Source organism: Prevotella melaninogenica, assembly GCF_018128065.1.
Lineage (GTDB): Bacteria > Bacteroidota > Bacteroidia > Bacteroidales > Bacteroidaceae > Prevotella.
The window spans coordinates 657,382-680,627 of record NZ_CP072359.1 but is presented as its reverse complement, the minus strand read 5'-3'; the positions used below and the strand labels follow the sequence as shown (position 1 = coordinate 680,627).

Sequence of the window (23,246 nt, the reverse complement as noted above, 5' to 3'; positions counted from 1 at the left end):
CATCGGACGGATTGTATTTTGCTTGTTCCATACACGTGAGTGGTGGCAACATGTATTTCTTGTCAGAGTTACAATGGTCAACCAAGATTGGAAAGGTGCTATTTGTAGTCCAAATGATTGGGAGATTTTTTCTTGATTTTCTTGTCCTTGATATTGTTGTATATGTTTGTGATGATTCCAAATGGAAGTACCTCTGAAACAATCCATGCTGGTGGGTATGGGTCAGAATATGTTTTCTTAAAATGGATGATGAAGTCTTCTTTTGATTTGTAAAGCTCCTGATTTATCAAGTTCATTGTTTTATGAAACTTGGGCAAGTTGACAAAGTTTGCAGAATCTGTCATCCAGAAAGGATTTCCTGTAATAGAACAGCCTATGTTGACAATTGCACAGCGAATAGCGACTTCTATTTTTTCAAGTTCGTTGAATAGAAAAAGACGCAACTTCTTGTCAAATCGATATAGCATCATTACTTTGCTGAATGTTGCACCTTGCTTGTACAAATGATTTTCTTTTGGTATCTTGAGTAATGGGTACATATAAGCAGACAGACGATAATAACCGATATGCTCTAAGTAATGCTCTGCCTTCAAAGTATCGGAAATAGAAAGACCTCTTAATTGTAGCAAAGAAACGAGGTCGTGAGGTGATGTATATCCTTTGCCGAAAGGTATTGTGTTTGACATATAGTATAAAAAACGACCCGCACATTTGAGCATCGTTGAGAGGCTTGGCGGGTTCTAGCAATACAAAAGTATAAATATTAATTGGATAATACAAGCTTTTTGTAGAAAAAAAGGTGTTTGTTTAGTGCGTACGTTCCATAACTCATGTGTTATTTAAAGTTTATGACTTCTCCAGTTTTCAAGTTTATCATTCTTTAGTTCTGTTATTAGACTGACAAGACATTATACTCGATGGCAAATTCGTTATTTTAAACTTGTTGTCTTCGATAATTTTTACGATACCCTTTTCTTCAAGAACCAATAAATAATCTTTTAAGAGACTCTGAACATTTCTATCGTTTGTAAAGTCTTCTACAGACCAAATGCTACCCAAATTTCTATAGAAAAACTCCAGTTTGTGTAGAAACTCCTTTTTGATTTTATTTTTTTTCATAAATATCAGTGACTAAATTGAATTGTTTTTCCAGTTTCCAAATGAATGAGTCGGTTGACTTTTATTTGGCTATTGGTTATAAATTGTGAACCACCTCCTTTCAATTTTAAACCTTTTATTTCTGGAGAACTTTTACATAAGACTTCTTTATATTCTGCACTCATGTATTTACCATTAAGCAAAAATTCTTATCTTCGTATTTATCAAAACTGAATGTTCTTTTTTGTCAAAGCTGAATTTTCTTTCAAGGCAAAGATAATTAATTTTATTTATAAAGCCTGATAATAGTAGCAAAACTGTAATAAGTCCCTATTGTTTCTATGTGTTATTCTTGTTTAGTGTTTAGATTCTGTAAAGAAAATTCGTTAGATGAAAAATCGTTGATGCTCTTTTAGCTTTGAAAAGACGCCCAATTGGCTTGTAAAAGATGCCCTTTAAGCCTCTTACTAACGCCCTTTAAGCGTTCAATTGAGCATCTCTTGTTACGCCGTTTCACAACTAATTGATTATAAGATACTTGCCGGTGTAATAAAAATGCTCGTTTTTCTGTGTTTTTCAAGTTTTTGAAGCGATTGTTTTGTAATAATATTTCAAAGTTTAATAATCAATCTTCCAACCTCAAACTTCCAACTTCCAACTTCAAATTTCCAACTTCAAATTTCCAAGTGTCTAATTGTCTTTACAAATCAAGTGCTATAAACGAAAAAGGGATGTGTCATAGACACATCCCTTTTATGTTGTTTATGCCTTTGGTGGCGTTTTACGTTCATGTTCAGTAAGGAAACCGCAACGGTAAGCATAGAGAAGTTCTTTGAGTGCTTCAATCTGCAACCGTAGTTCTGCACCCTTGTCGGTGTCCTCAACACGCAGCCGCTGTTGGTTCATCTCAACAATCTGAATGGTTGAAACAATGTCAGTACCTCGCTTGATAGCATCTTCTGTTGATGTGAAAGGCTCATGCTGTACGAGCTGGAAACCACGTGAGTGATAGACGAGGGTGTAACCAGCGATACCCGTTTCCTTGTGGTAAGCTTGTGAGAAACCGCCATCAATCACCATCAGTTTGCCATTTGCCTTAATTGGGTTCTCACCTTTAGCGACGTGGACGGGAACGTGACCATTGATGATGTGACGGTTAGGTTGTGGCACATCGAACTCGTCTAAAATCATATCCGCAATCTCTTCATTGTCGCGCATACTGAAATAGTAACCTTTCTCTTCATGGTGCGTTTCCTTGTCTGCAATGAAGTAGCGTTCGAACGTTGCCATCTTTGCTTTGTCGAAGAGTGGACTATCAGGTCCGCACCATAGGAAGAGGAAGAAGTCGATAGCATCTTGACGTTCTTCTTCTGTCTGCAGTTCGTTGTTTGTCTGGAAGGCAGAACGAATCTTCATACCAGTCTGATAAAGCAACTCCTTACCCTTCAACTTCACACCAGGACCAATCTCAACCTCTTTTAGTTTGCCCTCTTTTGTGAGTGGGATAGAGGCATGATAAAGGAGATTATGGTTGAAGACGTTATACATACAGCCATGGCGGAGTAGAGAACGGATATGACTACGCAACTTCTCACTGCCAGTAAACGACTGATGAAGACGATCGATGAGTGCCTGCTCAGCCTCTGTAAGCTGCTCTGGATTCTTTGGATCAATGGTTGGGAAGTTGCATGAACGCATCTTGTATTCCTTGCCATCGACAACAATCGTTCCTTTTTTATAGTCGATTGCTTTAAGCAGACGGCGGTCGTCCATCTTCCAAAGTGGATGACGGCTAATCATCTGTGATTCGAGTTTGAACTGAAGAATACTGATAGCCTTGTGCATCTGCGCTGTCAGTGCCTTGCTCCGCTCATCGAGTGGGTTGTCTTTCGATACCTTTGGCATAAACTCCTCGCATGGGTCATCACCATACACGTCCATCGCAAAGGTAGCCAACTGAATAAGGTTGATGCCATATCCATCCTCAATAGTAGCCATATTGGCATAACGCAGGGCTATGCGAATAACATTACAGATACAAGCATCATTACCAGCGCAGGCTCCCATCCATAGAATATCATGGTTTCCCCATGTGATATCCCAGTTATGATAGTTCTTTAAGGTATCCATAACGATGTGTGCACCCGGTCCACGGTCGTACACGTCACCTAAGATATGCAGCTGGTCGATGACTAATCGCTGGATTACCTCACAGATAGCAATAATGAAGTCATCAGCCCGTCCAGTAGAGATAATCGTCTTGATAATAGCACTTACATAGTCGGTTTTATCCTTATCGTCAGCATGTTCGTGCAACAACTCTTGAATGATATAAGAGAAGTCAGCGGGCAAAGACTTCCGAACCTTTGAGCGTGTATATTTGCTGGACACATCACGGCATACCTCAATGAGTCGGTGTATGGTGATATGATACCAGTCTTTGATATCTTTTTCCTCTTTCTTGACGAGTTCTAACTTCTGTTCTGGATAATATATCAGTGTACAAAGCTCTCGCTTTTCGATGTTTCTAAGTCTTTCACCGAAGAGCTCATTAACCTTTCTTTTGATATTACCAGAGGCATTTTTAAGCACGTGCTGGAATGCTTGATACTCACCATGAATGTCGGCAAGGAAGTGTTCTGTACCCTTTGGGAGGTGTGCGATAGCCTCAAGGTTTATAATCTCAGTTGCAGCGTCAGCAATATTTGGGAACGATGTTGCTAATAGTCGTAGATATCGTTCATCCTTTTTTAAATCGTATTTCTTTTTTGCCATATGTTAATGTCTTTGTGCGAAATTACTCTTTTTGATGCCCTTAGTTTTTCTATCATTACGAGGAGGGAAGGGCATAAATCCCTCTTTTAGAAGCACCTTCTCCGCAAGGAGTTGTATCATACGACGTGAATAACGATAGAGGCGGAGGTGGCGGAGCACGTCAGCAAGTCGGTCTTCGTCGTAATCATTATATTTTATAGCTTTGTATAAATCAGCCAATAGCCGTAGAGAGAGCTTTTTCTTTCGTTCTGCCTGTCGTGTGTTAGCGATGATTATGGCAATCTTCTTGATGATAGCATCATCCTCGTTTTGATAATCACTGAGTCGTTGGCGTGTCATGGGCTGGTTTCCTATCAGCTTCTGCGTGTCAACTGATGTTGTTTCCTTCGGTGACAACAGTGGAAAACGTTGTATGGTAGCGGTGTCAATAGTGGGTGCATTGAGTTGTAGACGGCTGATACAGTGGTCCACAATCTCTCTTATTCCCTCGTCATCGGCATAGAGGAAGATTCTTCTCCATTGTTCTGGATTAAGACTTCGCAGGTTTAGAAGCTGGTCGCTGGGCAAGAGGTTGTGGATTGTCTCTTGTGCCAAGCCAGCGTGTAACAAACTTGGAATAGCATCCTTCTCCATCGCTGTCATAGCAAATTGATAGCGTGTGTCAAGTACTTTACGATAGAACGAAATCGTTTGCAATGCCATCTCGTCATCGCTCAACGAACTGTTTAGGACGCTATCCTGCACAATATTAATACGCTTGGTCCATCCTAAGCGCAGAATGCCTTGTCTTTCTTGCTCGGTAGTCACAAGGAGTGCATCCATCTTCTGGACCATTTTTTCCTGATAGAGTAGGGTCTTCACCCTCTTAGTAGACTTCTGTTCCGTCGTTCTGGCTCTCTCATCAAGTGCCCAATGTGGTGAGAACACTACTGCACAATGCTTCTTTGCAACCCAATTAGCGTGTTGGGCAGCTTGATGTTCCCAACAGGTGTGAATATGAACGATGTCAGGTTGGAAGTCAGCAAAGATCTTTTTGAAGTCGCCCTGTTGTGTAATCGTCTTGACATCAGCATACTCTTTCTGCGCTGCAGTGAGTCGTAGAAGGTAATCAGATAGCAGATAGCCTGCTTTTATGCTGTCTATATAATGGATGATGCGCATTTATAGTTTGTGAGAGATGAAGTCATATTTGTTTGCACGATGGTATTTTAGCTTGTAACCAAGGAACTTCCATGCGATAGCAATCTCGTATGGGATAATTTTCCATGCCGGAATATCAATGTCGAAACGCCTCAGTGCTTTCTTCGCCATGACTAAACGTAGGATGATTGTGATGATAAGCGATAGTCCGGCAGCAACAGCGATAGTCCACATACCGAGGAGGAGTGAGCCAGCAAGTGCAATACATTGCAGGAGATAGTTGCCATGCAGAGCCGTTTGGTCGATATATGGGAGGAAACGATGTTGTGTTGTTCGTTTTAAGTGTTGGCGGTTCTCCATATAAAAAAGGTGGGTGTTGAGCCAAACTTTCTCTGTTGGTGTCTCTTCTATGAGTGTTCCTTCAGGAGAATTTTCAAAGGCAAGGTTGTTGCCCTTGGCGTATTTGTTCACCATGAAATTGTATTCACCACGTATATACTTGAGGTTTCCACGGAATCCCTCTTCACGTAAGAAAGTGGCTTTGCGAAAAGCTAAAGCGTTAAACGGACAAGCGTAAGCCTTATTACGCTGATATTCACGCATGAAATAGCGTGCCAAATAATGTCGTTCAAAGTGTCGATAGGCTGGTGTTTCTTCCTCATAACGTGTGTAACCCACAACGAGTTCTTTGTCTTCCTGACAGTTTTTAGCAATGACTTGCAGCCAATTATCACTCGTTGGATAACAACATATATCAGCCATTATGACCCAATCATACTTCGCAGCCTTCACACCTAAGGTAATAGCAAGCTTCTTCTTGCTCATATAACGTGATGACTCGGGAATGAAAGTGGTGTATAGGTGGGCGTTAGATGCAAAGCGTTTCAGCACATCACTTGTCTCATGATCATTCTGAGGAGCCACAACAATCACCTGAAAGTCGGTTGGGTAGTCCTGATTCAGATAGAGTGGGAGGTTCTTTGCCAGTTCCTGTGCATTGTCATGTGGGGTAAGGATAATTGAGATTTGGGGGAAGTTTGGACGTTGTTCTTCAGTGACAACAGGTTCTGCTAATGCTTCATCCTCTTCCTCTACATGCTGCTCTTCTTCGCTTGTTTCTTCACTTTCGGTAGTGGAAGTTGGCACGCCATATTCTGTAATCCTTACTTTTCGGAAGAAAGGATTGAGTAATGAGGTCAGCAATGCGATGAGGAGCAACACTACTGAGATGATGATGGTCGTATTATCAAAGGTGAACATTTATTCGTTTTCTTATTAATTAAAGTTCGTCAGAGGTATAACCTACGGGCAGTTTTCTACAGTTATATTGCGAAGCCATGATTTCTCCGTATGCTCCAGCAGAACGCATCGCAATCAAATCACCCCGATGAACGGTATTAAGTTCGATGTCTTTTGCGAAGACATCACTCGATTCGCAAATCGGTCCTACCACATCATAAGCGTGTAACGGACCCTCACTTGACAGATTTTCTATCTTATGGCTCGCCTGATAGAGGGCAGGACGAATTAAGTCGGTCATTCCTGCATCGACAATCGCAAACTGTTTTACTGTTCCTTGCTTCACATAAAGGGTGCGAGTGATGAGGCTTCCCATCTGTCCTACTACTGCACGACCCAATTCAAAGTGGAGCTTCTGTCCCTCTCTTAGTTTCAGATAGCGTGCGAAGGTATAGAAATAAGATTTGAAGTCAGGGATGGGGTGAGCGTCAGGATTGTAGTAATCGATGCCCAAACCACCACCAACATTGATGTTCTTAATCTTTATATTCTCCTGCTCCAAGCCGTCTTGTATCTCGTTGATACGGCTGCAAAGGTGACGGAAATCAGTCATTTCAAGCAGCTGTGAACCGATATGAAAGTGCAAACCGATAAAGTGGATATTCTCCATTTTACTTGCTGCTAAGATGGTAGGCAGCATGTCTTGCATGGCAATACCAAACTTATTCTCAGCCAATCCAGTGGTAATCTTCGCATGTGTATGTGCACTCACATCAGGATTGATACGGAAACATACGTTTGCTATCTTACCCTTTCTCGCAGCCAGCTCGTTGATAACCTCTAACTCCGCAACGCTCTCTACGTTAAAGCAGAAGATGTCATGGTCTAATCCGAGGTTGATTTCCCAGTCGGCTTTACCCACACCAGCATAGACAATCTTGTCTGCAGGGAAGCCACAGTCTAAGCAACGCTGTATCTCTCCACCACTCACACAGTCAGCTCCCATACCGGTCTGCTGTATAACATTCAGCACCTTAGCGTTCGCATTGGCTTTAACAGCATAGTGGACGATGAAGTTCTCATATTTTTTCAATTCATTATTAATCGTCTGTAAAGTCTCTCTCAGGAGGTCACAGTCGTAATAATAAAAAGGAGTTTCAATCTTCTCAAACTTATTTATAGGGAATTTTTGTATCATGTGTGTTGTGTCGTGAAGTAGTTTTTATCTGAGTTGTAGAGGTGACATACGCCCTCGTATGTCCAGTTGTTTGCTTCCAGTAATGAACAGGCGAGAGCGTTCGTCCCTACAATAAATATTTCTTTTAGTTAAAGAGTACGTTTGACAGTGACAGCAAAGCACGCTGCTTGTCAGCCTCACGAATCAAGAAAGAGATGTTGTAGTTGCTGCCACCATAGCTAATCATACGTACTGGGATGTCCTTCATTGCGTCAGTTGCCAATGTTTCAAAGCCAACGTTGCTCCAATCAAGGTCGCCAACAACGCAGACAATACACATCTCTGTGTCAACAGTTACAGTGCCATACTTCTTCAACTCATCAACAATCTCAGCCAAATGGCTGTTGTTCTCGATGGTCATTGACACACCCACCTCGCTGGTAGTAATCATGTCAATAGGCGTCTGATAGCTCTCGAAGATTTCAAACACCTTACGCAAGAAGCCTGACGCACCCAACATACGACTTGACTTAATCTTAATAGCCGTGATATTGTCTTTGGCTGCAACAGCCTTAATCTTTCTTCTCACCAATGTGTTGTTGATGATTGTACCCTCTGCATCTGGGTCCATCGTGTTCTTCAGACGAACAGGAATACTCGCATACTTAGCTGGTTGAACGCAAGTAGGGTGGAGAATCTTTGCTCCGAAGTAAGCCAACTCTGATGCTTCCTCAAAGTTCAGCTGATGTACAGCCTCTGTCTTCTCAACGACACGTGGGTCATTGTTGTGCATTCCGTCAATATCTGTCCATATCTGAATCTCCTCTGCATTGATGGCAGCACCCACGAGAGAAGCGGTATAGTCAGAACCACCACGCAACAAGTTGTCTACCTCTCCGTAAGCGTTACGGCAGATGAAACCCTGTGTGATATAAATCTGATAGCCCTGATTTTCTTCCATGATAGCTGTCAGATGCTCTTTGATATACTGACCGTCAGGCTCTCCATTCTTATCGGTGCGCATGAAGTCGAGTGCAGAAAGTAATGTCGCTTTGATGCCCTGCTCCTGCAGATAGTTCACAACCATATTGGTTGAGAGAATCTCACCCTGTGCAACGATGCTCTTCTCCTCAAATGAAGTGAACAAATCCTTTGTGAAGGTACGCAGATAGTTGAACTCCTCACTCAGGAACTGGCGTGTCTTCTGCTTGTATTCCTCAGTAGAGTAAAGTTCCTCAACGTGGCGGAGATATTTCTGTTCGAGGTTGTTGATAAGTTCGTTTGCTCCCTCTGGATTCTTACGATAGAGGTAGTCAGATATTTCAATCAATGTGTTTGTCGTTCCACTCATTGCGGAGAGCACGATGAATGTGGGTTCTCCAGACTTTGTTATCAAGGAAGCAACACCCTTCATGCGTTCTGGTGAGCCAACGGATGTACCTCCAAATTTCATTACTTTCATCATCTTCAATCTTTCTAAATGTGGATTTATGCTGGGTTCTATGCACTTAGTCGTTCTGTGTGGGCTCGTCGATTGTCTCCACAGGGGTTGTCTCCTCTGCTAATTCGCTCACTTCTTTTTTGTCTGTAAGCAGGTGGAGCTCGTTGTCCTTGCAGCGATAAACCTTACCCGGGAACTTGTCCAGGAGGTTGATGTTATGGGTAGACATGATAACCGTCGTACCCCGCTCGCACGAGTCTTTAAGTATGCTAACAATGTTCTCAGCTGTCTCTGGGTCAAGATTACCCGTAGGCTCATCGGCAATGATAATCTTTGGATTGTTCAGCAAAGCACGTGCGATAGCTATACGTTGCTGTTCGCCACCAGAGAGTTCGCTTGGCATCTTGTTCTTCTTGTCGGTCATACCCACCTGTGCCAACACTTCCTCAATGCGACGGTCAATCTTCTGGCTACTGGTCCAACCTGTTGCCTGCAAGACAAACTTGAGGTTTTTCGCTACAGAGCGGTCATGCAAGAGTTGGAAGTCTTGGAAGATAATACCCATCTGCTTGCGGAGAGCAGGGATACGACTGCGCTTGATATTAGGCATACTCTCACCGAGAACGACAGCCTTCTCAGCATCTTCGCTATCAATATCCAATTCGCCATAGATAGTCTTTAACAGCGAACTCTTGCCCGAACCAACACGACCGATGAGATAGATAAACTCTCCTGTTTCTGCCTGAAAGTCAACATCTTTCAGAATTAAGCGCTCGTCTTGATATATGTTTACCTTCTTGTAGTCTATTAACATGATTATCTCTGTATGATTTATTATTGTCAATTGATACTTATGTCCATTGCCTATTGGCAAGGATTTATTCTGCAAAGATACAAAAAAACACTTTAATAGATGCAGGAAGTAAGAGGTTTAACGCATTTACACTTTATTCATACTTGGCTGCAGCGTACTGCGCAGCTCGGAATTATGCTCAGATGGGAAAGGTTCTGAAAATAAGTACGTATAAAGCTGATGATAAAAAATCCCTTACCGATTTTGGAATGATAGGTATTCGCTAAGAAGAAAAGTTTTATGACATAAAACACAAGAGTAGTTTTGTTTTAAGTTGCTGTCATTTTTAACATTTCATGTATCGTGTTGTTAGATAGAAAGTTAAGTATCGAGGAACTGTGACAGGAATGACAGGAAAATGAATTAGTCTTATATATTCTGATGTAATAATTATAATGACATAAGAACATATTCTTACAATGACATATTTTTATATCGTGCAAATGCACGATTTATCAATCAAATACAATCTCGCCAGTTGTGCCAGTTGTACCGCTTTTAGTGAAGGTATAATTCCTTTAACTCTTTTGTAAAGTCAACCGAACGCGCCGAGTCTTTGAAATTGATGTATATATCTTCGTTGTCCCTTGTTTTGATGTGCGTTACATTCGTCTCGTCAGAATGTAAATACAATAAAATATCCTTCTCATCTTTTGTTCGGAAATGCCCAACATTATATGCACCAAATGATATTCCATTTGTCCTCATTTCGATTGGAGGTACTATTGCATTTCCTTTTATATAGATTATGCTTGATATTGGTATTTCTTTTGCGTATGACCCTTTTATAAACAAAGTGTCTTTTTTGATGATAGTATCGTTGTCATTTTCAGTCTTTGGAAGTATTATCGATAAGGGAAGAATGATAAGGAAACCGATGAAAACCAATGTGATAATGGTATATGCTTTTTTATTCTTTTGTATCATACACAGTTGTAACAGCATGTAAATGACAGCTATAGTTACTGGGATAAGCATAATCCAAAAGAGAAGCTCTTCCCAATCGAAAATGATACATGATATACCGCCGGCAAGAGTTATGCCTCCTGCCAGCATCAGTGCAATCTTTATTCTCTTTAATCTTCTGATACCCTCTTCACTCTTGAGTTCAGATTGGGGTATTCTTGTCCCCAAATTAATTGGAGTATCTGGACTGATAGTGCATCCGACGATAATCAGTGGTAAACTAATCAGTAGTATTACAATGAACTCTATCATATCTCAACTTATGTTAAGTTTATTTATGCAGTATCAAACAACTTAGTTATCAAGGTTTATAATAGAAACTAAGCATCAGCTCTCTACCTCTAATGTCTTGATTGCTAAAGCTACTTGAAAGCGTATTATTAATTCCATAGCTATAGCTTTTATTATTAAAGACATTATTCCAAGCAAGACTTAAGTCAAAGTGTTTGGCTTTAAATATCAAAGTGAAGTCTTGAAAGAACATATCCTTAAACTCCTTTTGTGCTATCTCGTTATGATAGTATTCCGTCAAAGTTTCCAAACTTAAAACCTTACAAAGAGGTAGTCTAAGGCTTCCCTCATGCTTCCAACTATTTAGATTAGACGTTTTTCCGAAAGCAGGCATCTTCATCTGATGAAAGCCATAAGTAAGTTTATAAGTTAAATCGATACCCTTTATTAAACCAACATCAAGGTTAGAGGTTATATTTAAGTTCTTTGTGTCGTAAGGCATTCGTTGGCTATTCTGAACCAAATAACTATTCATGGCATTATATAAAGCCTTTACATTTAGCTTTCCTTTTAAGAAGCCTATGCCTTGTGAACCCATTAGGAACATACTCCAGCTATTGTATTTTGTTTCTTCTGGAGTCAATGATTCTACGATATAGTTGCCCACATAATCTTGGGTTGATGTATAAGGAGAGATTCCAAACGACCTTGTTATGCGTAATCGTATAGAAGTACCTTTCAGCGCATCGCTATAAACAACTCCTATTCCTACGCTTTTCTCTTTGTTTAGATTATAGCCTGCCAGACCTTTATTCATATATTGATAATCTTGCAGTACCAAAGTTGGATAAAATTGGGCAGCATTTATCTGCATTGTATTAATGGATGCATCAGCCGAGAAAGTCCATGATGCTGTGGCTTTCCATCTTATACGGAGGTTAGGAGAGAGTAAGAATTTAGACTGACCATTATCTAAACTATACTTATAATGGTTGTACGACATATCGCCAGATAATGTGAAGTCAAAGTCCTTCACCATATATTCAATGCTCGGATTGGCATATAACCTTGCAAATGTAAAGCTGCTTTTACCCATCAGTAGTCCGATACTATCTGGAACTCCCACTAAATCAGAAGTGAAGCGGTGTTCTCCTGCATTTACCCCTATTTGTCCTGAAAGAATAAATCTACCTATTCTAAAACTTCCTCTTACATCCGTATTCGTTTCATAGTAATGTTGATTAATAGACTGCACCAGCGAATCGACATATAGTTGTTGCGGACGTATATCCATTATATTCTTTGATTGCAGAGTAACAAGGCGTTTGCCATATTTCTTCATTATACTAAAATTATCTTTTAATGTATAAATCGGAAGATTACCCATCATCTTATGAGGATGAGTCCCCTGTTCATTCAGCCATTGTTTGTTCCAAGAAAAGTCACCAGAAAGCTCATTTTTAAGATAGTGGTTTTTAGCGTTATTCTCGTATTTTATCTTTGCAAAGAGATCGTTACTTTTCTCCAAATACTGTTTTCTGTTTTCTATTGTCTTTATACCGCTATTCGTATAAAAGTCTGAATGGCGCAAAGAGGTAGCCTCATTACGGTCATTGGCAAATGTAATTTGCACGTTTACCTGAGAATTTTCATCTATACGCTGTAGTGCATTCAAACTAACAGCATGTGAGCGGTTAAATAATGAACGTCCTTTGAGCAATAAAGGCGATGGAGAAGGAAGGGCAAGCATAGCTGACAAAGGACTTTGTAGCTCATCAAAACTTAAAAGTTTGTCCGTCTCTCTCCTTATATTCTTACCTATATTATTTGTCTTATAAGTAAGAAATGTCTGAAAATTAGGCTTTAAGCGCATGGCAAAGGTTTCAAAATTCCACAATCCTCCATGACTCTTTAGTCCTATGCCACCGCTATAGGTCGTCATCCAGCGTGCCTTAGCCCCTTGCTTCATCCTGATATTGATAGCGTTATCGTCAGAATAAGTAAAATCATCTAACACACGGATAGGTTGATGATGCTTCATTACTTCTACTGTTGCTACATCATCTTGAGGCAATGACTTTGTTGCCAAGCCATATTTTCCTCCCATCAGATTCATACCTTCTATATAGAAGTTGCTGATAGACTTTCCTTCGTATTGTATCTCGCCATTCTCTTTATTCACCTCAAAACCAGGGACACGTGCAAGAACATCAGCTAATGTTCGGTCTCCAGCTTTCTTATAGGTAGTGAGCAGATATTGAATCGTATCGCCTTTTATCTTAATTGGTTTTGCTTTCACCGTTATCTCTGATAACGTTTTCGTATCTTCCTCTAATGTGATATGCTGTGCAGGCATATCCATTGTAACCTTTAGTTCCTGCTTTTTATAGCTTATTGCAGAAATAGATAGAATATTACCTTCTTGTGCTGTAATGGTAAACTTCCCCTTAGCATCTGTCTGACAGAAATGTAATGTCTTTTTTGTGGTTGCATCTACAGTCTTGATAATAGCTGCAGACACAGGGTGTCCTCCTACGTCAGTAACGACACCTTCCACGATCCTCTGTGCACTTATTGACTGTACAAGTAGGATAAGCAAACATAAGATAATATATTTCTTCATTAGTAATATCTTATTCTAACTCCATTTTGGGAGTCATGGTTGTATTCTTTGGGTAGATCGTAGGGTCTGAAGCCTTTTTTAAATAAGAGAGTCGGTCTATATCCTTATACTTTTTCTCCCAGAAATTATAAAACTTGACAGGTGACAACTGTTCTCTTTTAATGTTACTTGCAATTATGTCTAAAAAGCCATCGCAATGTGCAGCTAAGATTAAACCGGGTAGTCCACCTAATTTCCACGGACCGAGCGGTAAAGGAATCTCCTCACTGAACCACACCTTCCAGTCTCGTCCACGGAAATGTGTGGTCGCCATCGTGCAATTAAAGCCTATGATACTTCGTGTACTGTCTTCGTGAATAGACCATTCTGGTGTGGGTATGTCTTCTGTTATCTTATAATAAGAGTCCCAGACTTGTGTGTAAGTTGTCATTTTTCCTTCTTCAAGATTTCTGTAAAGATAATCACGACAATTAGGACTTTCTACCTTATGGGTAGTCTTATTATTATTGCGAGCAGCTTTTATCTTTTCATTAATTATCGCCAAAGCTGTCTCAGGGTTACTTCCTAAGGAATCGAAGCGCAAAGTATGATAGCTAAAGTATTCACTTACATTTTTCCCTATCCTAAGTGCATAGTCATCATAACTGTTAAGATACTTTGTGTGATAACAGATTTCGAGAATGCTCGGTTCGATGATATGTGTCTCTTGTCCAAAGCAACTAAGCAGTGACAACATAAATGTGATACAGACGGAGTATAATTTCATAATCATTAATTTTTGATTGACTTGTATACGGAAAACCCTCTATGCATTAGTCTTTTTCCTTTATAGGTTTCGTTAATTAAGATATTGCAAATATATAGAAATATTCAATAGAGCGCAACTATTTGGCTCAATAATTTGCTGCGTATTATGTGAGGGGGATAGTAGTTGTATTTATAGCTTTTGTGGTTAATGTAAAATAAATTCACAAAGTGCTTTTTTATTGATGCTCTTTTGTCTTCTAAAAGACGCCCTTTTGGCTTTTAAAAGGGCGTTAATTGAAGTGTTACTAACGCCCTTTTGGAGTCCAAGTAAGCACCTTTTACTTTCGTGTTTTGTAAGTGTTTGATTCTCTGTGGGTTATAAATGTGTTAAGTACGGTTGCTTTTTTTGTTTTTAGAGGGATTTCTAATGATTTTATGTCAACATTTTTCGCATCCGATGAGGCTTTGTTTTTTAGGAAAGAAGCAAAAGAAAAAGCGGTATAAAGACGTCGCAAAAGTTCGTCTTATACCGCTTTGTAAGATGAGGCTATACCAATGTCTCGTTAGGGAAAGGGATATCCTTTTCTGCGATTTACGCTTGATAGCATCGTTGGTATAGCTGATTTATGTGCTGGGAGAGCTTACTTCTCGCAGCTGCAGCCCGTCCAAGGCTTCAACTCTTTGAAGAAGTCGTGACCCTTATCGTCAACAAGGATGAAGGCTGGGAAGTCCTCAACGGTAATCTTCCAAACGGCTTCCATACCCAGTTCTGGATACTCTACGCACTCAATACTCTTGATGCTGCTCTGTGAGAGAACGGCAGCCACACCACCGATAGTACCGAGATAGAAACCACCATGCTTCTGGCAGGCATCTGTCACAGCCTGTGTACGGTTACCCTTAGCAATCATCACGAGTGAACCACCATGCTCCTGGAACTCGTCAACGTATGGGTCCATACGGTTGGCAGTAGTTGGTCCCATTGAACCACATGGGTAGCCCTCTGGAGTCTTGGCTGGTCCTGCATAGAGGACAGGGTAATTCTTAATGTAATCAGGCAATTCCTCGCCAGCATCCAAACGAGCCTTGAGCTTAGCGTGAGCAATGTCACGTGCCACGATGATAGTACCCTTGAGGTTAACACGTGTTGAAACAGGATACTTTGTCAGCTCAGCACGAACAGCATCCATACCCTTATCGAGGTCGATCTCTACGCCCTTCGCGCCTTCTCCTGGCTTGCGGAACTCCTCTGGAATTAACTCGCTTGGGTTGGTGTCCATCTTCTCCAACCAAATACCGTCCTTGTTGATCTTTGCTTTGATGTTACGGTCAGCAGAACAGCTCACACCCATACCTATAGGGCAGCTTGCACCGTGACGTGGCAGACGGATGATGCGGATGTCGTGAGCAAGATACTTACCACCAAACTGTGCACCGAGACCAATCTTATAAGCCTCTTTGAGAATCTTCTTCTCGAGGTCGATGTCGCGGAAAGCACGTCCTGTCTCGTCGCCAGTAGTAGGAAGATTATCGTAATACTTGATACTTCCGAGCTTTACAGTGAGGAGATTCTTCTCTGCAGAAGTACCACCAATCACGAAGCAGATGTGATAAGGAGGACAAGCAGCAGTACCAAGGCTCTTCATTTTCTCAACGAGGAAAGGAATGAGCGTACCCTCATTCTGTATAGTAGCTTTGGTCATTGGGTAGAAGTAGGTCTTATTAGCAGAGCCACCACCCTTTGCTACCATTACGAAACGATATTCTGCGCCCTCAACAGCCTCGATGTCAATCTGTGCAGGGAGGTTACACTTAGTATTCACCTCATCGTACATATTGAGCGGAGCGTTCTGTGAGTAGCGGAGATTCTCCTCTGTAAAGGTGTTGAACACACCACGAGAGAGTGCCTCCTCGTCCTCGAAACCAGTCCAAACCTGCTGACCCTTCTCACCGTGAATGATAGCAGTACCCGTGTCCTGGCAGAAAGGCAGTACACCCTTCACAGCTGTCTCAGCATTGCGTAGGAACTGGAGAGCTACGTACTTGTCGTTCTCTGATGCCTCTGGGTCGGTCAGAATCTTTGCAACTTGCTCGTTGTGTGCACGACGGAGCATGAACTCACAATCGTGGAAAGCCTCCTGTGCTAATAAAGTAAGTGCTTCTTTGCTCACCTTTAGGATTTCGTTACCTTCAAACTCACCTACGCTGATACCTTCCTTTGATACCAGACGATACTCGGTGTCATCTTTGCCCAATTGGAACATGGGTGCATACTTGAATTCTGCCATAATGTTTTGTTTACCTGTCTGCCCTTTGTCAGTAGGGCAGACAGGGTTTTTACTTTTTGTTTATACTATGTTTTTGTATTTTCTTTCTACTGCCGATTAATAGCCGAAGATTTCATCTGTTGTCACTTTTCTGATAGGTGCAATCTTTTCCAATGCTTTGAGGTCAAGCTCTTTTTCGTCACCGAGGATAATATACTTGAATGGCTTGTTTGCAATGTACTCCTTCTCGAAGTTGATAACATCCTGCAGTTGCAGACTTGGAAGGGCGTTGTAAATCTTCTCACTCAATGAGTAGTCGAGACCTAAACGCTGTGCTGCAAGATAAGAGGTGAGGATAGCGTACTTTGTTGTACGAGCGGAAGCAAGGCTCTTCATCAGACTCTGCTTTGCAAGGTCGAAACCACTTTGGCGTACTGGTACGTTGTTGAGGAGCTTGTTGAACTCTCTTACACAGTCCATCATCTTGTCGTTCTGTGTGATGATATAGGTGTAGAAACTCTCATTGTCTCCTAAACGGTATGGTGAATCATACTTTGCAAAAGCGGAATAAGCCAAGCCCCGTGCCTCACGTAGCTCCTGGAAGACGATGGCGTTCATACCACCTCCGAAGTACTCGTTGAAGAGGGCGATGATAGGTGCACGGTCAGCTGACCATTTCTGGTCGTCGTTATGGAGCTGTATCATATAGATATTCTTTGCATCATAAGGTGCAATGATGACCTCATTCTTTGGTGTTGTCTCCTCTTTATAACGCTTAATAGCTGGTACTGCAGCGAACTTCTTTGGTGAAAGGATAGTCTTGCTGACAAGCTGGTCGATGTCTTTCAGACTTGAAGGACCATAGTAAAGAACTGTCAATTTGTAGTTCTTCAAGTTCTTCAAAAGAGTAAGTAGTTCCTGTGGGTTCATCGCCTTCAACGCTTGTTCGCTTGGAACGTTGCGTGTAGGGTTATACTTTCCGTAAGTAGCATAGTTTCTGAGGGCAGCGAAGTTAGCCTTCTGGTTAGCCTTGTTGTCGCTGCGTGACTTCAAAATCTGCTCAACATAGAGGTCGTATGCCTCCTTGTCAACCTTTGCATTGCTGAGTAAGTTGTTCAATAGTGCAAGTGCCTGAGGGAGGTTAGAGTTGAGACCACTTAATGTGATGTACGAAACCTCGTTTCTTTCAGAGAAGCTGTAGTCGCAAGCTAACTTGTAGAACTGCTGCTTAATCTGCTCGTTGCTGAGCTTATTAGTACCTAAGTAATCAAGATAACCAGCTGCATAGCTGAGCATTGGGTTATGTTCGTCACCGTAAGGCACTACGAAACAAAGTGTAAAGAGGTCGTTTGAAGTGTCCTGCTTGTAGAGAACAGGCAGCCCCTTCTTTGTTGTAGCCTTGGTAAGGTCACGCTTATAGTCAACAAACTGTGGCTGGATAGGAGTTGACTTTGTGTTCACAATCTCCTTAAGGAAGTCACTCTGCTTGTCGTTGTTCGTTGGGATAGGGGTGATAGATGGCTTCTCCACCTTTTTAATAGTGGTATCGTTGCCTTGCTCCTTATAGACACAAGCGAAGTCGTTGCCGAGGAAATGGTTCGCAAATCTCACAAGTTCTGGCTTAGTGAGCTTAGAAATGCGATTGAGTTTATCCACCTCTTGCTTCCAATCTTTATGATTGATGAAAGCATCCACATACTGCTTAGCACGGAACTGGTTCTTGTCAAGTTCTGTGTAGTAGTAACGCTTGTAGTTGTTGATGATAGATGGCAAGAGGTCATCAGAGAACTCGCCCTTCTTGAGCTTCTCAATTTCTGACAAAGCGAGGGCACGTGCCTCTTGTAAAGTTTGTCCATTCTTTGGCTGTCCATAGATGTAGAAGACAGAATAGTCGTTCATATCGCTCACACCTGCACCAACATCCTGTACTTTCAGCTTTTGGTTAAGGTCGAGGTCGAAGAGTCCTGCTTGTCCGTTTGAAAGCAGTTGCGCAACAATCTCTAATGTATCCATTTGCAGGGAATTACCTGCCTCTGCACGCCAACCCATGAAGAAGGTTGGAGCTTCCTTACCAATAACGGTCGTGTCGACTGGTGCTGTGAGGGCTGGTTGTGCTGGGAACTGTGGTACGTCGATATGTGCACTTGGCTTCCAGTTGCCGAAATACTTCTCAATGGCAGCCACTGTCTCGTCAGGGTTAAGGTCACCAGAAAGACAGATTGCTACGTTGTTTGGTACGTAATACTTATTAAAATAGTTCTTGATGTTGGTGATGGAAGGGTTCTTCAAATGTTCACCAAGACCGATAGTGGTCTGTGTTCCATACGGATGGGTTGGGAAGAGCTTTGCAAAGAGTGCTGCATACATCTTGCGCCAGTCGCTGGTAAGACCGATGTTATACTCTTCATAAACCGCCTCCAACTCTGTGTGGAAGCCACGGATAACCATGTTCTGGAAACGGTCACCCTGAACCTTTGCCCAAGTATCAATCTCGTTAGATGGAATATTCTCTACATAGCATGTTACGTCATTAGAAGTGTAGGCGTTGGTTCCCTCACTACCGATGGCAGTCATCATCTTGTCATACTCGTTTGGAATGTTATAACGAGCTGCGAGTTGTGAGATAGAGTCAATCTGGTGGTACCACTGCTTGCGAGCAGCTGGGTCAGTGATGTGACGATACTGCTCGAAACGAGCCTCAATAGAGTCAAGGTAAGGACGTTCAACCGCTACATTAGAAGAGCCGAAGTGGGTTGTACCCTTGAACATAAGGTGCTCTAAGTAATGAGCTAATCCCGTAGTCTCCTTTGGGTCATTGCGAGAACCCGTGCGCACAGCGATATAAGTCTGTACACGTGGTTTCTCTTTGTTGACTGAAAGATAGATTTTCAGACCGTTCTTCAGTGTGTAGATACGTGTCTTCATAGGGTCATTCGGTACGCTTTCATAGCTGTAACGCTGTGCGTAAGCCATTGTTGTTGTCAATAGGAGCAAGAGCCCTAAGCAAAGTCCCTTCAAAAGGGGGCGGTTAATGGAATGTTTTCTCATAATAATCAGTTGTTTTTATGATTTCTATGTATGTGAAATATTTTCTTTAATTCTCAAAATCGACCTCGTGATCAAGGCTATTAACGAACGATTCAAAGACCTCTCTGTCTACATCGCCCATCTCAAACTCTTTCTCTGCATCCTTATGTATCTCTGCAATCCATGCACGACGTGCCTCAATATAATCTCGTTTGATGCGAGCATCGTCCTCGGGTGTAATCTCGTCAATGCCATAGTATTCCAGAATCATGCGATAAGTCCATGCCCATTGATAGACACGATAATTGTCATTAATCTCTCGGAAGCGTTCTACAACCTCTTGGATGGTCTCAAGACTACCGTTCTTGATATCCTCAATGAGGCGTCGTTCTTCTGATACTGGAAGCAGAAGACCAGAGAGGTCGTCCCATCGTCCGAGTCCCACTTCGGTTTGTGGCTTACCAAAGAAGCCCCATTTGTGCGCCCGTTTCAGTACGGCACCCATATAGATACGCAATGCAATGTCATAGTATTTGATACCTTTTCGCAGACTGGTAGCATTGATAACGTATTCATGATAGTTATAGGACGAAACATTATCGCCACTTGCTTGGCGCAGATTCTCAAGTATCTTCTTACCCTGCAAAATCTCACCAACAGAATAAGGCGATAGCCAATCGAAGTTGACAATGCTCTTCTGCGTCTGCTGTGGGCGCATGTCACGCTTCGGCCACTTGCGTATGTCGCGATAAAGACCTACGGTTGTGATGTTACGACCTGGTACGAGATACATCTTGTCAGCCTCGGCAATGAGGTAAGAGAAGGGTAGGGCAGTCGTATTCGGGTGGTGCATCAGCTTACCAAAACATACGGAGAACGTACCAATCGTTGCTGGCATGAGTAGATAACTACCACTTGCTGTCTTCGTTCCACGCTCCAAGATACCCCAGTGCATTGGTCCCATCTTATACGCATGGTTAGAGAAGTTGGTGCCAGAACCTGCGTTATAGAAAGAGAACATACCACCGATAAGCAGCGAACTCTTATGATGTGAAGCGCAGAACGGACCGCAGAAGGCTGCGCATGCCTCACCATTTGCCATGAATGAATTAGCGAAGAAGACACTCTGTGAGGCTGTGAAGCCATTGCTTATCTGACAGGCTTCACCTACGAAGCAGTCTTGCATCTTCACACTGTTCACAATGCTGGAGCCATCTGATATGATAGAGTTCTCGCAGATGACACCTGTGCCAATGTAGACACTGGCATGTTCAGAGCTGAGAATGGTACAATCGCTCAATCGACTTGCACCAGAAATCTCGCAATCGTCCTGAATGATGGTGTTGGTAATCTCCTTTGTATTGACAATCTTCACTTTATTGCCAATCGTTCCACGTTCAGGATTTGTGCGGGCAATCTCCTCTTTAATCAGTCTCCGGATAGCATTCTTGAGGTCTTTGTCGTTGAAATGCTTCACCATAAAGGCTGCAAACTGGCTGTTGAGGTCGTGGAAGAAAATCACATTGCCGTCGCCCACCTCGTTCAGCACCGAGATAAGATTACCTTCTCCATAGGTTGCACCCTCCGTTGTCTCCATGACAGAGATGTTTGAGATGAGGCAGTCGTCGCCAATCGTATAGTTATTGATATAGTTACCCACCTTCTCAATCAGGCAGTCGTTGCCAACTGTCACATTGCGAAGGGTCGCATCATTGATACCAGAATGCTTGACAAAGCCCTTTGTTATCTCAACTTCTTTCTGGACACTACCTAACTGTATGTCGCCATAGAACATGACACGATGAAAGAATTTCGCTTGAAATCCGTCCTCGGCAACCTCTACTCGGCTCCAATCTTCTGCCCAGCAGCTGTTGTTCTCGAGTATTTCAATCTCTTCAAAAGTAAGGGAACGATATTGCATAAGCCTTTTCTTTTAGTTGTTGTTATTAGCTTATTAGCCTTATTAGCCTTATTAGCCTTATTGGGCTTATTAGCCCCATTAGCCTTATTAGCCTAATAAGCCCAATATGCCCAATAATCTTTATTCCTCCTCAATATTGTAAAGGAAGTCGTTATAAGGATACTTCTGTACATGGAGTTCGCGCACTTTCTTGTAAAGTACTTCCTTAAACTCGTCGATATTCTCCTTTTTCTTGGCAGAAATGAATAGACAATTATCATGCTCTTTAGCCATCCACGTCTTCTTCAATTCGTCCAAAGTGATATTCTCCTTGGTGGCTGGTGTGAGGTCGTCTTCCTCTTTCTCCACCCAATGATAGTTATCAATCTTATTGAAGATAATCATGGAAGGCTTGTCAGCACAACCCAATTCGGACAATGTTTGGTTGACAACCTGTATCTGTTCCTCAAAGTCAGGATGTGAGATGTCCACAACGTGCAAGAGAAGGTCGGCTTCGCGCACCTCGTCGAGTGTTGACTTAAACGAATCAACCAAGTCGGTTGGCAACTTACGGATAAATCCAACGGTGTCAGCTAACAGGAAAGGAAGATTGTCTACAACCACTTTGCGCACGGTTGTGTCGAGTGTTGCGAAGAGTTTGTTCTCAGCAAATACCTCGCTCTTAGCCAAGAGGTTCATGATAGTTGACTTACCCACGTTCGTGTAACCCACCAAGGCAACACGAATCATACGGCCACGGTTCTTACGTTGTGTCACCTTCTGCTTGTCAATCTCAGCAAGTCTTTGCTTCAAAAGGGTCATACGCTGCAAGATGATACGGCGGTCCATCTCCAACTGGGTCTCACCCGGACCACGCAAACCTACCGAACCTTTACCGCCACCAGAGCCTGAACCACCACCCTGACGCTCCAAGTGAGTCCACAGACGTTGCAGACGTGGAAGCATATAGCGATACTGTGCCAACTCAACCTGTGTCTTTGCGTTGGCTGTCTGGGCGCGCATAGCAAAGATATCGAGGATGAGAGAGGTACGGTCTAATATCTTTACACCGAGTTCCTGTTCGATATTGCGCATCTGCTTTGCCGACAATTCGTCGTCGAAGATAACCATACCGATAGGCTCCTCCTCGTCTTCTTTCATCTTGATGTAATCTCTTATCTCTTCAAGTTTACCCTTGCCGACATAGGTAACAGCACTTGGACCTGTCACCCTCTGTGTGAATCGCTTCACAGTGATAGCACCAGCTGTATCAGCGAGGAACTCTAATTCGTCAAGATACTCCTTTGTCTTCTCCTCGTCCTGGTCCTTTGTGATAAGACCAACAAGGATGGCTGTTTCCGCCTTGACGTCAGATATGATAAATTCTTTCATTCAGTAATTTCTATTATTGCTTGTTTTTGTGTTGAAAAGTGTACTTTTCTACCGTTCGAGTAGGTACACACTGCCACATGGCAAAGTTACTCATAAAATCTGAAAAAAGCTAATGATAAACTCCGTTTTTATGTCCTTTAAGAAAACTCTTTTTGTGTTTTTTTGTTCTTCCGTCCAATGCGTAGTCGCCTGTTATGTATAGAAGAACTGAAAACCTTCCCTTTCTAATGTCTAAAAATAGTTAGTAGGAGTTTGAAATATTATTACAAAATTTGAAGAAAAGTCTTTTAGAAACGGTCCAAAATATGCGTGAAAATCGGCTTTGTAACTATCATAGAATCAAGATGTTACAAAGGCGATTTTAAAAGGG

The 23,246-nt window shown here is 42.1% G+C and carries 13 protein-coding genes and 1 pseudogene; all 14 read right to left on the bottom strand.

The genetic code is table 11. From position 1 onward, the window contains the following. Positions 1–84: 84 nt before the first annotated feature. Positions 85–539, bottom strand: a pseudogene (locus tag J5A56_RS13895) (Abi family protein); the annotation flags it as partial. Between the two features lie 1,321 nt (positions 540–1,860). Further along, a complete protein-coding gene (locus J5A56_RS02755; RefSeq protein WP_021670414.1) occupies positions 1,861–3,873 on the bottom strand; it encodes a fructose-bisphosphatase class III in 2,013 nt (670 codons plus the stop codon). A gap of 3 nt (positions 3,874–3,876) precedes the next feature. Continuing rightward, complete coding sequence (locus J5A56_RS02750) at positions 3,877–5,034, bottom strand: glycosyltransferase (protein WP_021670413.1); 1,158 nt, start codon at positions 5,032–5,034, stop codon at positions 3,877–3,879. Further along, positions 5,035–6,273, bottom strand: a complete 1,239-nt coding sequence (locus J5A56_RS02745) for a glycosyltransferase (RefSeq protein ID WP_021670412.1) — start codon at positions 6,271–6,273, stop codon at positions 5,035–5,037. Positions 6,274–6,292: 19 nt separating this feature from the next. Next, on the bottom strand, positions 6,293–7,450 hold the full coding sequence (gene lysA / locus J5A56_RS02740) for a diaminopimelate decarboxylase (protein ID WP_021670411.1): 1,158 nt from the start codon (positions 7,448–7,450) through the stop codon (positions 6,293–6,295). A gap of 124 nt (positions 7,451–7,574) precedes the next feature. After that, positions 7,575–8,891, bottom strand: coding sequence for an aspartate kinase (locus J5A56_RS02735; RefSeq protein ID WP_036918336.1), 1,317 nt, complete (start codon positions 8,889–8,891; stop codon positions 7,575–7,577). Between the two features lie 46 nt (positions 8,892–8,937). Beyond that, entirely contained in the window at positions 8,938–9,684 is a 747-nt protein-coding gene (locus tag J5A56_RS02730) for a cell division ATP-binding protein FtsE (protein ID WP_036918332.1), read from the bottom strand. 537 nt (positions 9,685–10,221) lie between these two features. Continuing rightward, positions 10,222–10,941, bottom strand: coding sequence for a PH domain-containing protein (locus J5A56_RS02725; protein WP_021670407.1), 720 nt, complete (start codon positions 10,939–10,941; stop codon positions 10,222–10,224). Between the two features lie 49 nt (positions 10,942–10,990). Then, entirely contained in the window at positions 10,991–13,543 is a 2,553-nt protein-coding gene (locus tag J5A56_RS02720) for a carboxypeptidase-like regulatory domain-containing protein (protein ID WP_211815490.1), read from the bottom strand. A 10-nt stretch (positions 13,544–13,553) separates the two neighbouring features. Beyond that, positions 13,554–14,315 (bottom strand): GLPGLI family protein, encoded by a 762-nt coding sequence (locus J5A56_RS02715; protein WP_249112054.1) that lies wholly within the window; start codon positions 14,313–14,315, stop codon positions 13,554–13,556. Positions 14,316–14,931: 616 nt separating this feature from the next. Next, complete coding sequence (locus tag J5A56_RS02710) at positions 14,932–16,578, bottom strand: fumarate hydratase (RefSeq protein ID WP_021672159.1); 1,647 nt, start codon at positions 16,576–16,578, stop codon at positions 14,932–14,934. Positions 16,579–16,674: 96 nt separating this feature from the next. Further along, positions 16,675–19,605 (bottom strand): M16 family metallopeptidase, encoded by a 2,931-nt coding sequence (locus J5A56_RS02705; protein ID WP_036919996.1) that lies wholly within the window; start codon positions 19,603–19,605, stop codon positions 16,675–16,677. A gap of 46 nt (positions 19,606–19,651) precedes the next feature. Next, positions 19,652–21,505 carry a DUF4954 family protein gene (locus tag J5A56_RS02700; RefSeq protein ID WP_021672156.1) on the bottom strand — a complete coding sequence of 618 codons (1,854 nt, stop codon included), beginning with the start codon at positions 21,503–21,505 and terminating at the stop codon, positions 19,652–19,654. Between the two features lie 120 nt (positions 21,506–21,625). Beyond that, positions 21,626–22,876: a GTPase HflX gene (hflX, locus tag J5A56_RS02695; RefSeq protein ID WP_021672155.1), complete on the bottom strand. Its 1,251-nt coding sequence runs from the start codon at positions 22,874–22,876 to the stop codon at positions 21,626–21,628. Between the last annotated feature and the right edge of the window lie 370 nt (positions 22,877–23,246).

Bases quoted from the DNA above. Each gene is read 5' to 3' on its own strand.
- J5A56_RS02725 (WP_021670407.1), bottom strand. From the start codon at position 10,941: ATGATAGAGTTCATTGTAATACTACTGATTAGTTTACCACTGATTATC.
- J5A56_RS02755 (WP_021670414.1), bottom strand. From the start codon at position 3,873: ATGGCAAAAAAGAAATACGATTTAAAAAAGGATGAACGATATCTACGA.
- J5A56_RS02710 (WP_021672159.1), bottom strand. From the start codon at position 16,578: ATGGCAGAATTCAAGTATGCACCCATGTTCCAATTGGGCAAAGATGAC.
- J5A56_RS02700 (WP_021672156.1), bottom strand. From the start codon at position 21,505: ATGCAATATCGTTCCCTTACTTTTGAAGAGATTGAAATACTCGAGAAC.
- J5A56_RS02705 (WP_036919996.1), bottom strand. From the start codon at position 19,605: ATGAGAAAACATTCCATTAACCGCCCCCTTTTGAAGGGACTTTGCTTA.
- J5A56_RS02715 (WP_249112054.1), bottom strand. From the start codon at position 14,315: ATGATTATGAAATTATACTCCGTCTGTATCACATTTATGTTGTCACTG.
- J5A56_RS02735 (WP_036918336.1), bottom strand. From the start codon at position 8,891: ATGAAAGTAATGAAATTTGGAGGTACATCCGTTGGCTCACCAGAACGC.
- J5A56_RS02720 (WP_211815490.1), bottom strand. From the start codon at position 13,543: ATGAAGAAATATATTATCTTATGTTTGCTTATCCTACTTGTACAGTCA.
- J5A56_RS02745 (WP_021670412.1), bottom strand. From the start codon at position 6,273: ATGTTCACCTTTGATAATACGACCATCATCATCTCAGTAGTGTTGCTC.
- J5A56_RS02730 (WP_036918332.1), bottom strand. From the start codon at position 9,684: ATGTTAATAGACTACAAGAAGGTAAACATATATCAAGACGAGCGCTTA.
- J5A56_RS02750 (WP_021670413.1), bottom strand. From the start codon at position 5,034: ATGCGCATCATCCATTATATAGACAGCATAAAAGCAGGCTATCTGCTA.
- hflX (WP_021672155.1), bottom strand. From the start codon at position 22,876: ATGAAAGAATTTATCATATCTGACGTCAAGGCGGAAACAGCCATCCTT.
- lysA (WP_021670411.1), bottom strand. From the start codon at position 7,450: ATGATACAAAAATTCCCTATAAATAAGTTTGAGAAGATTGAAACTCCT.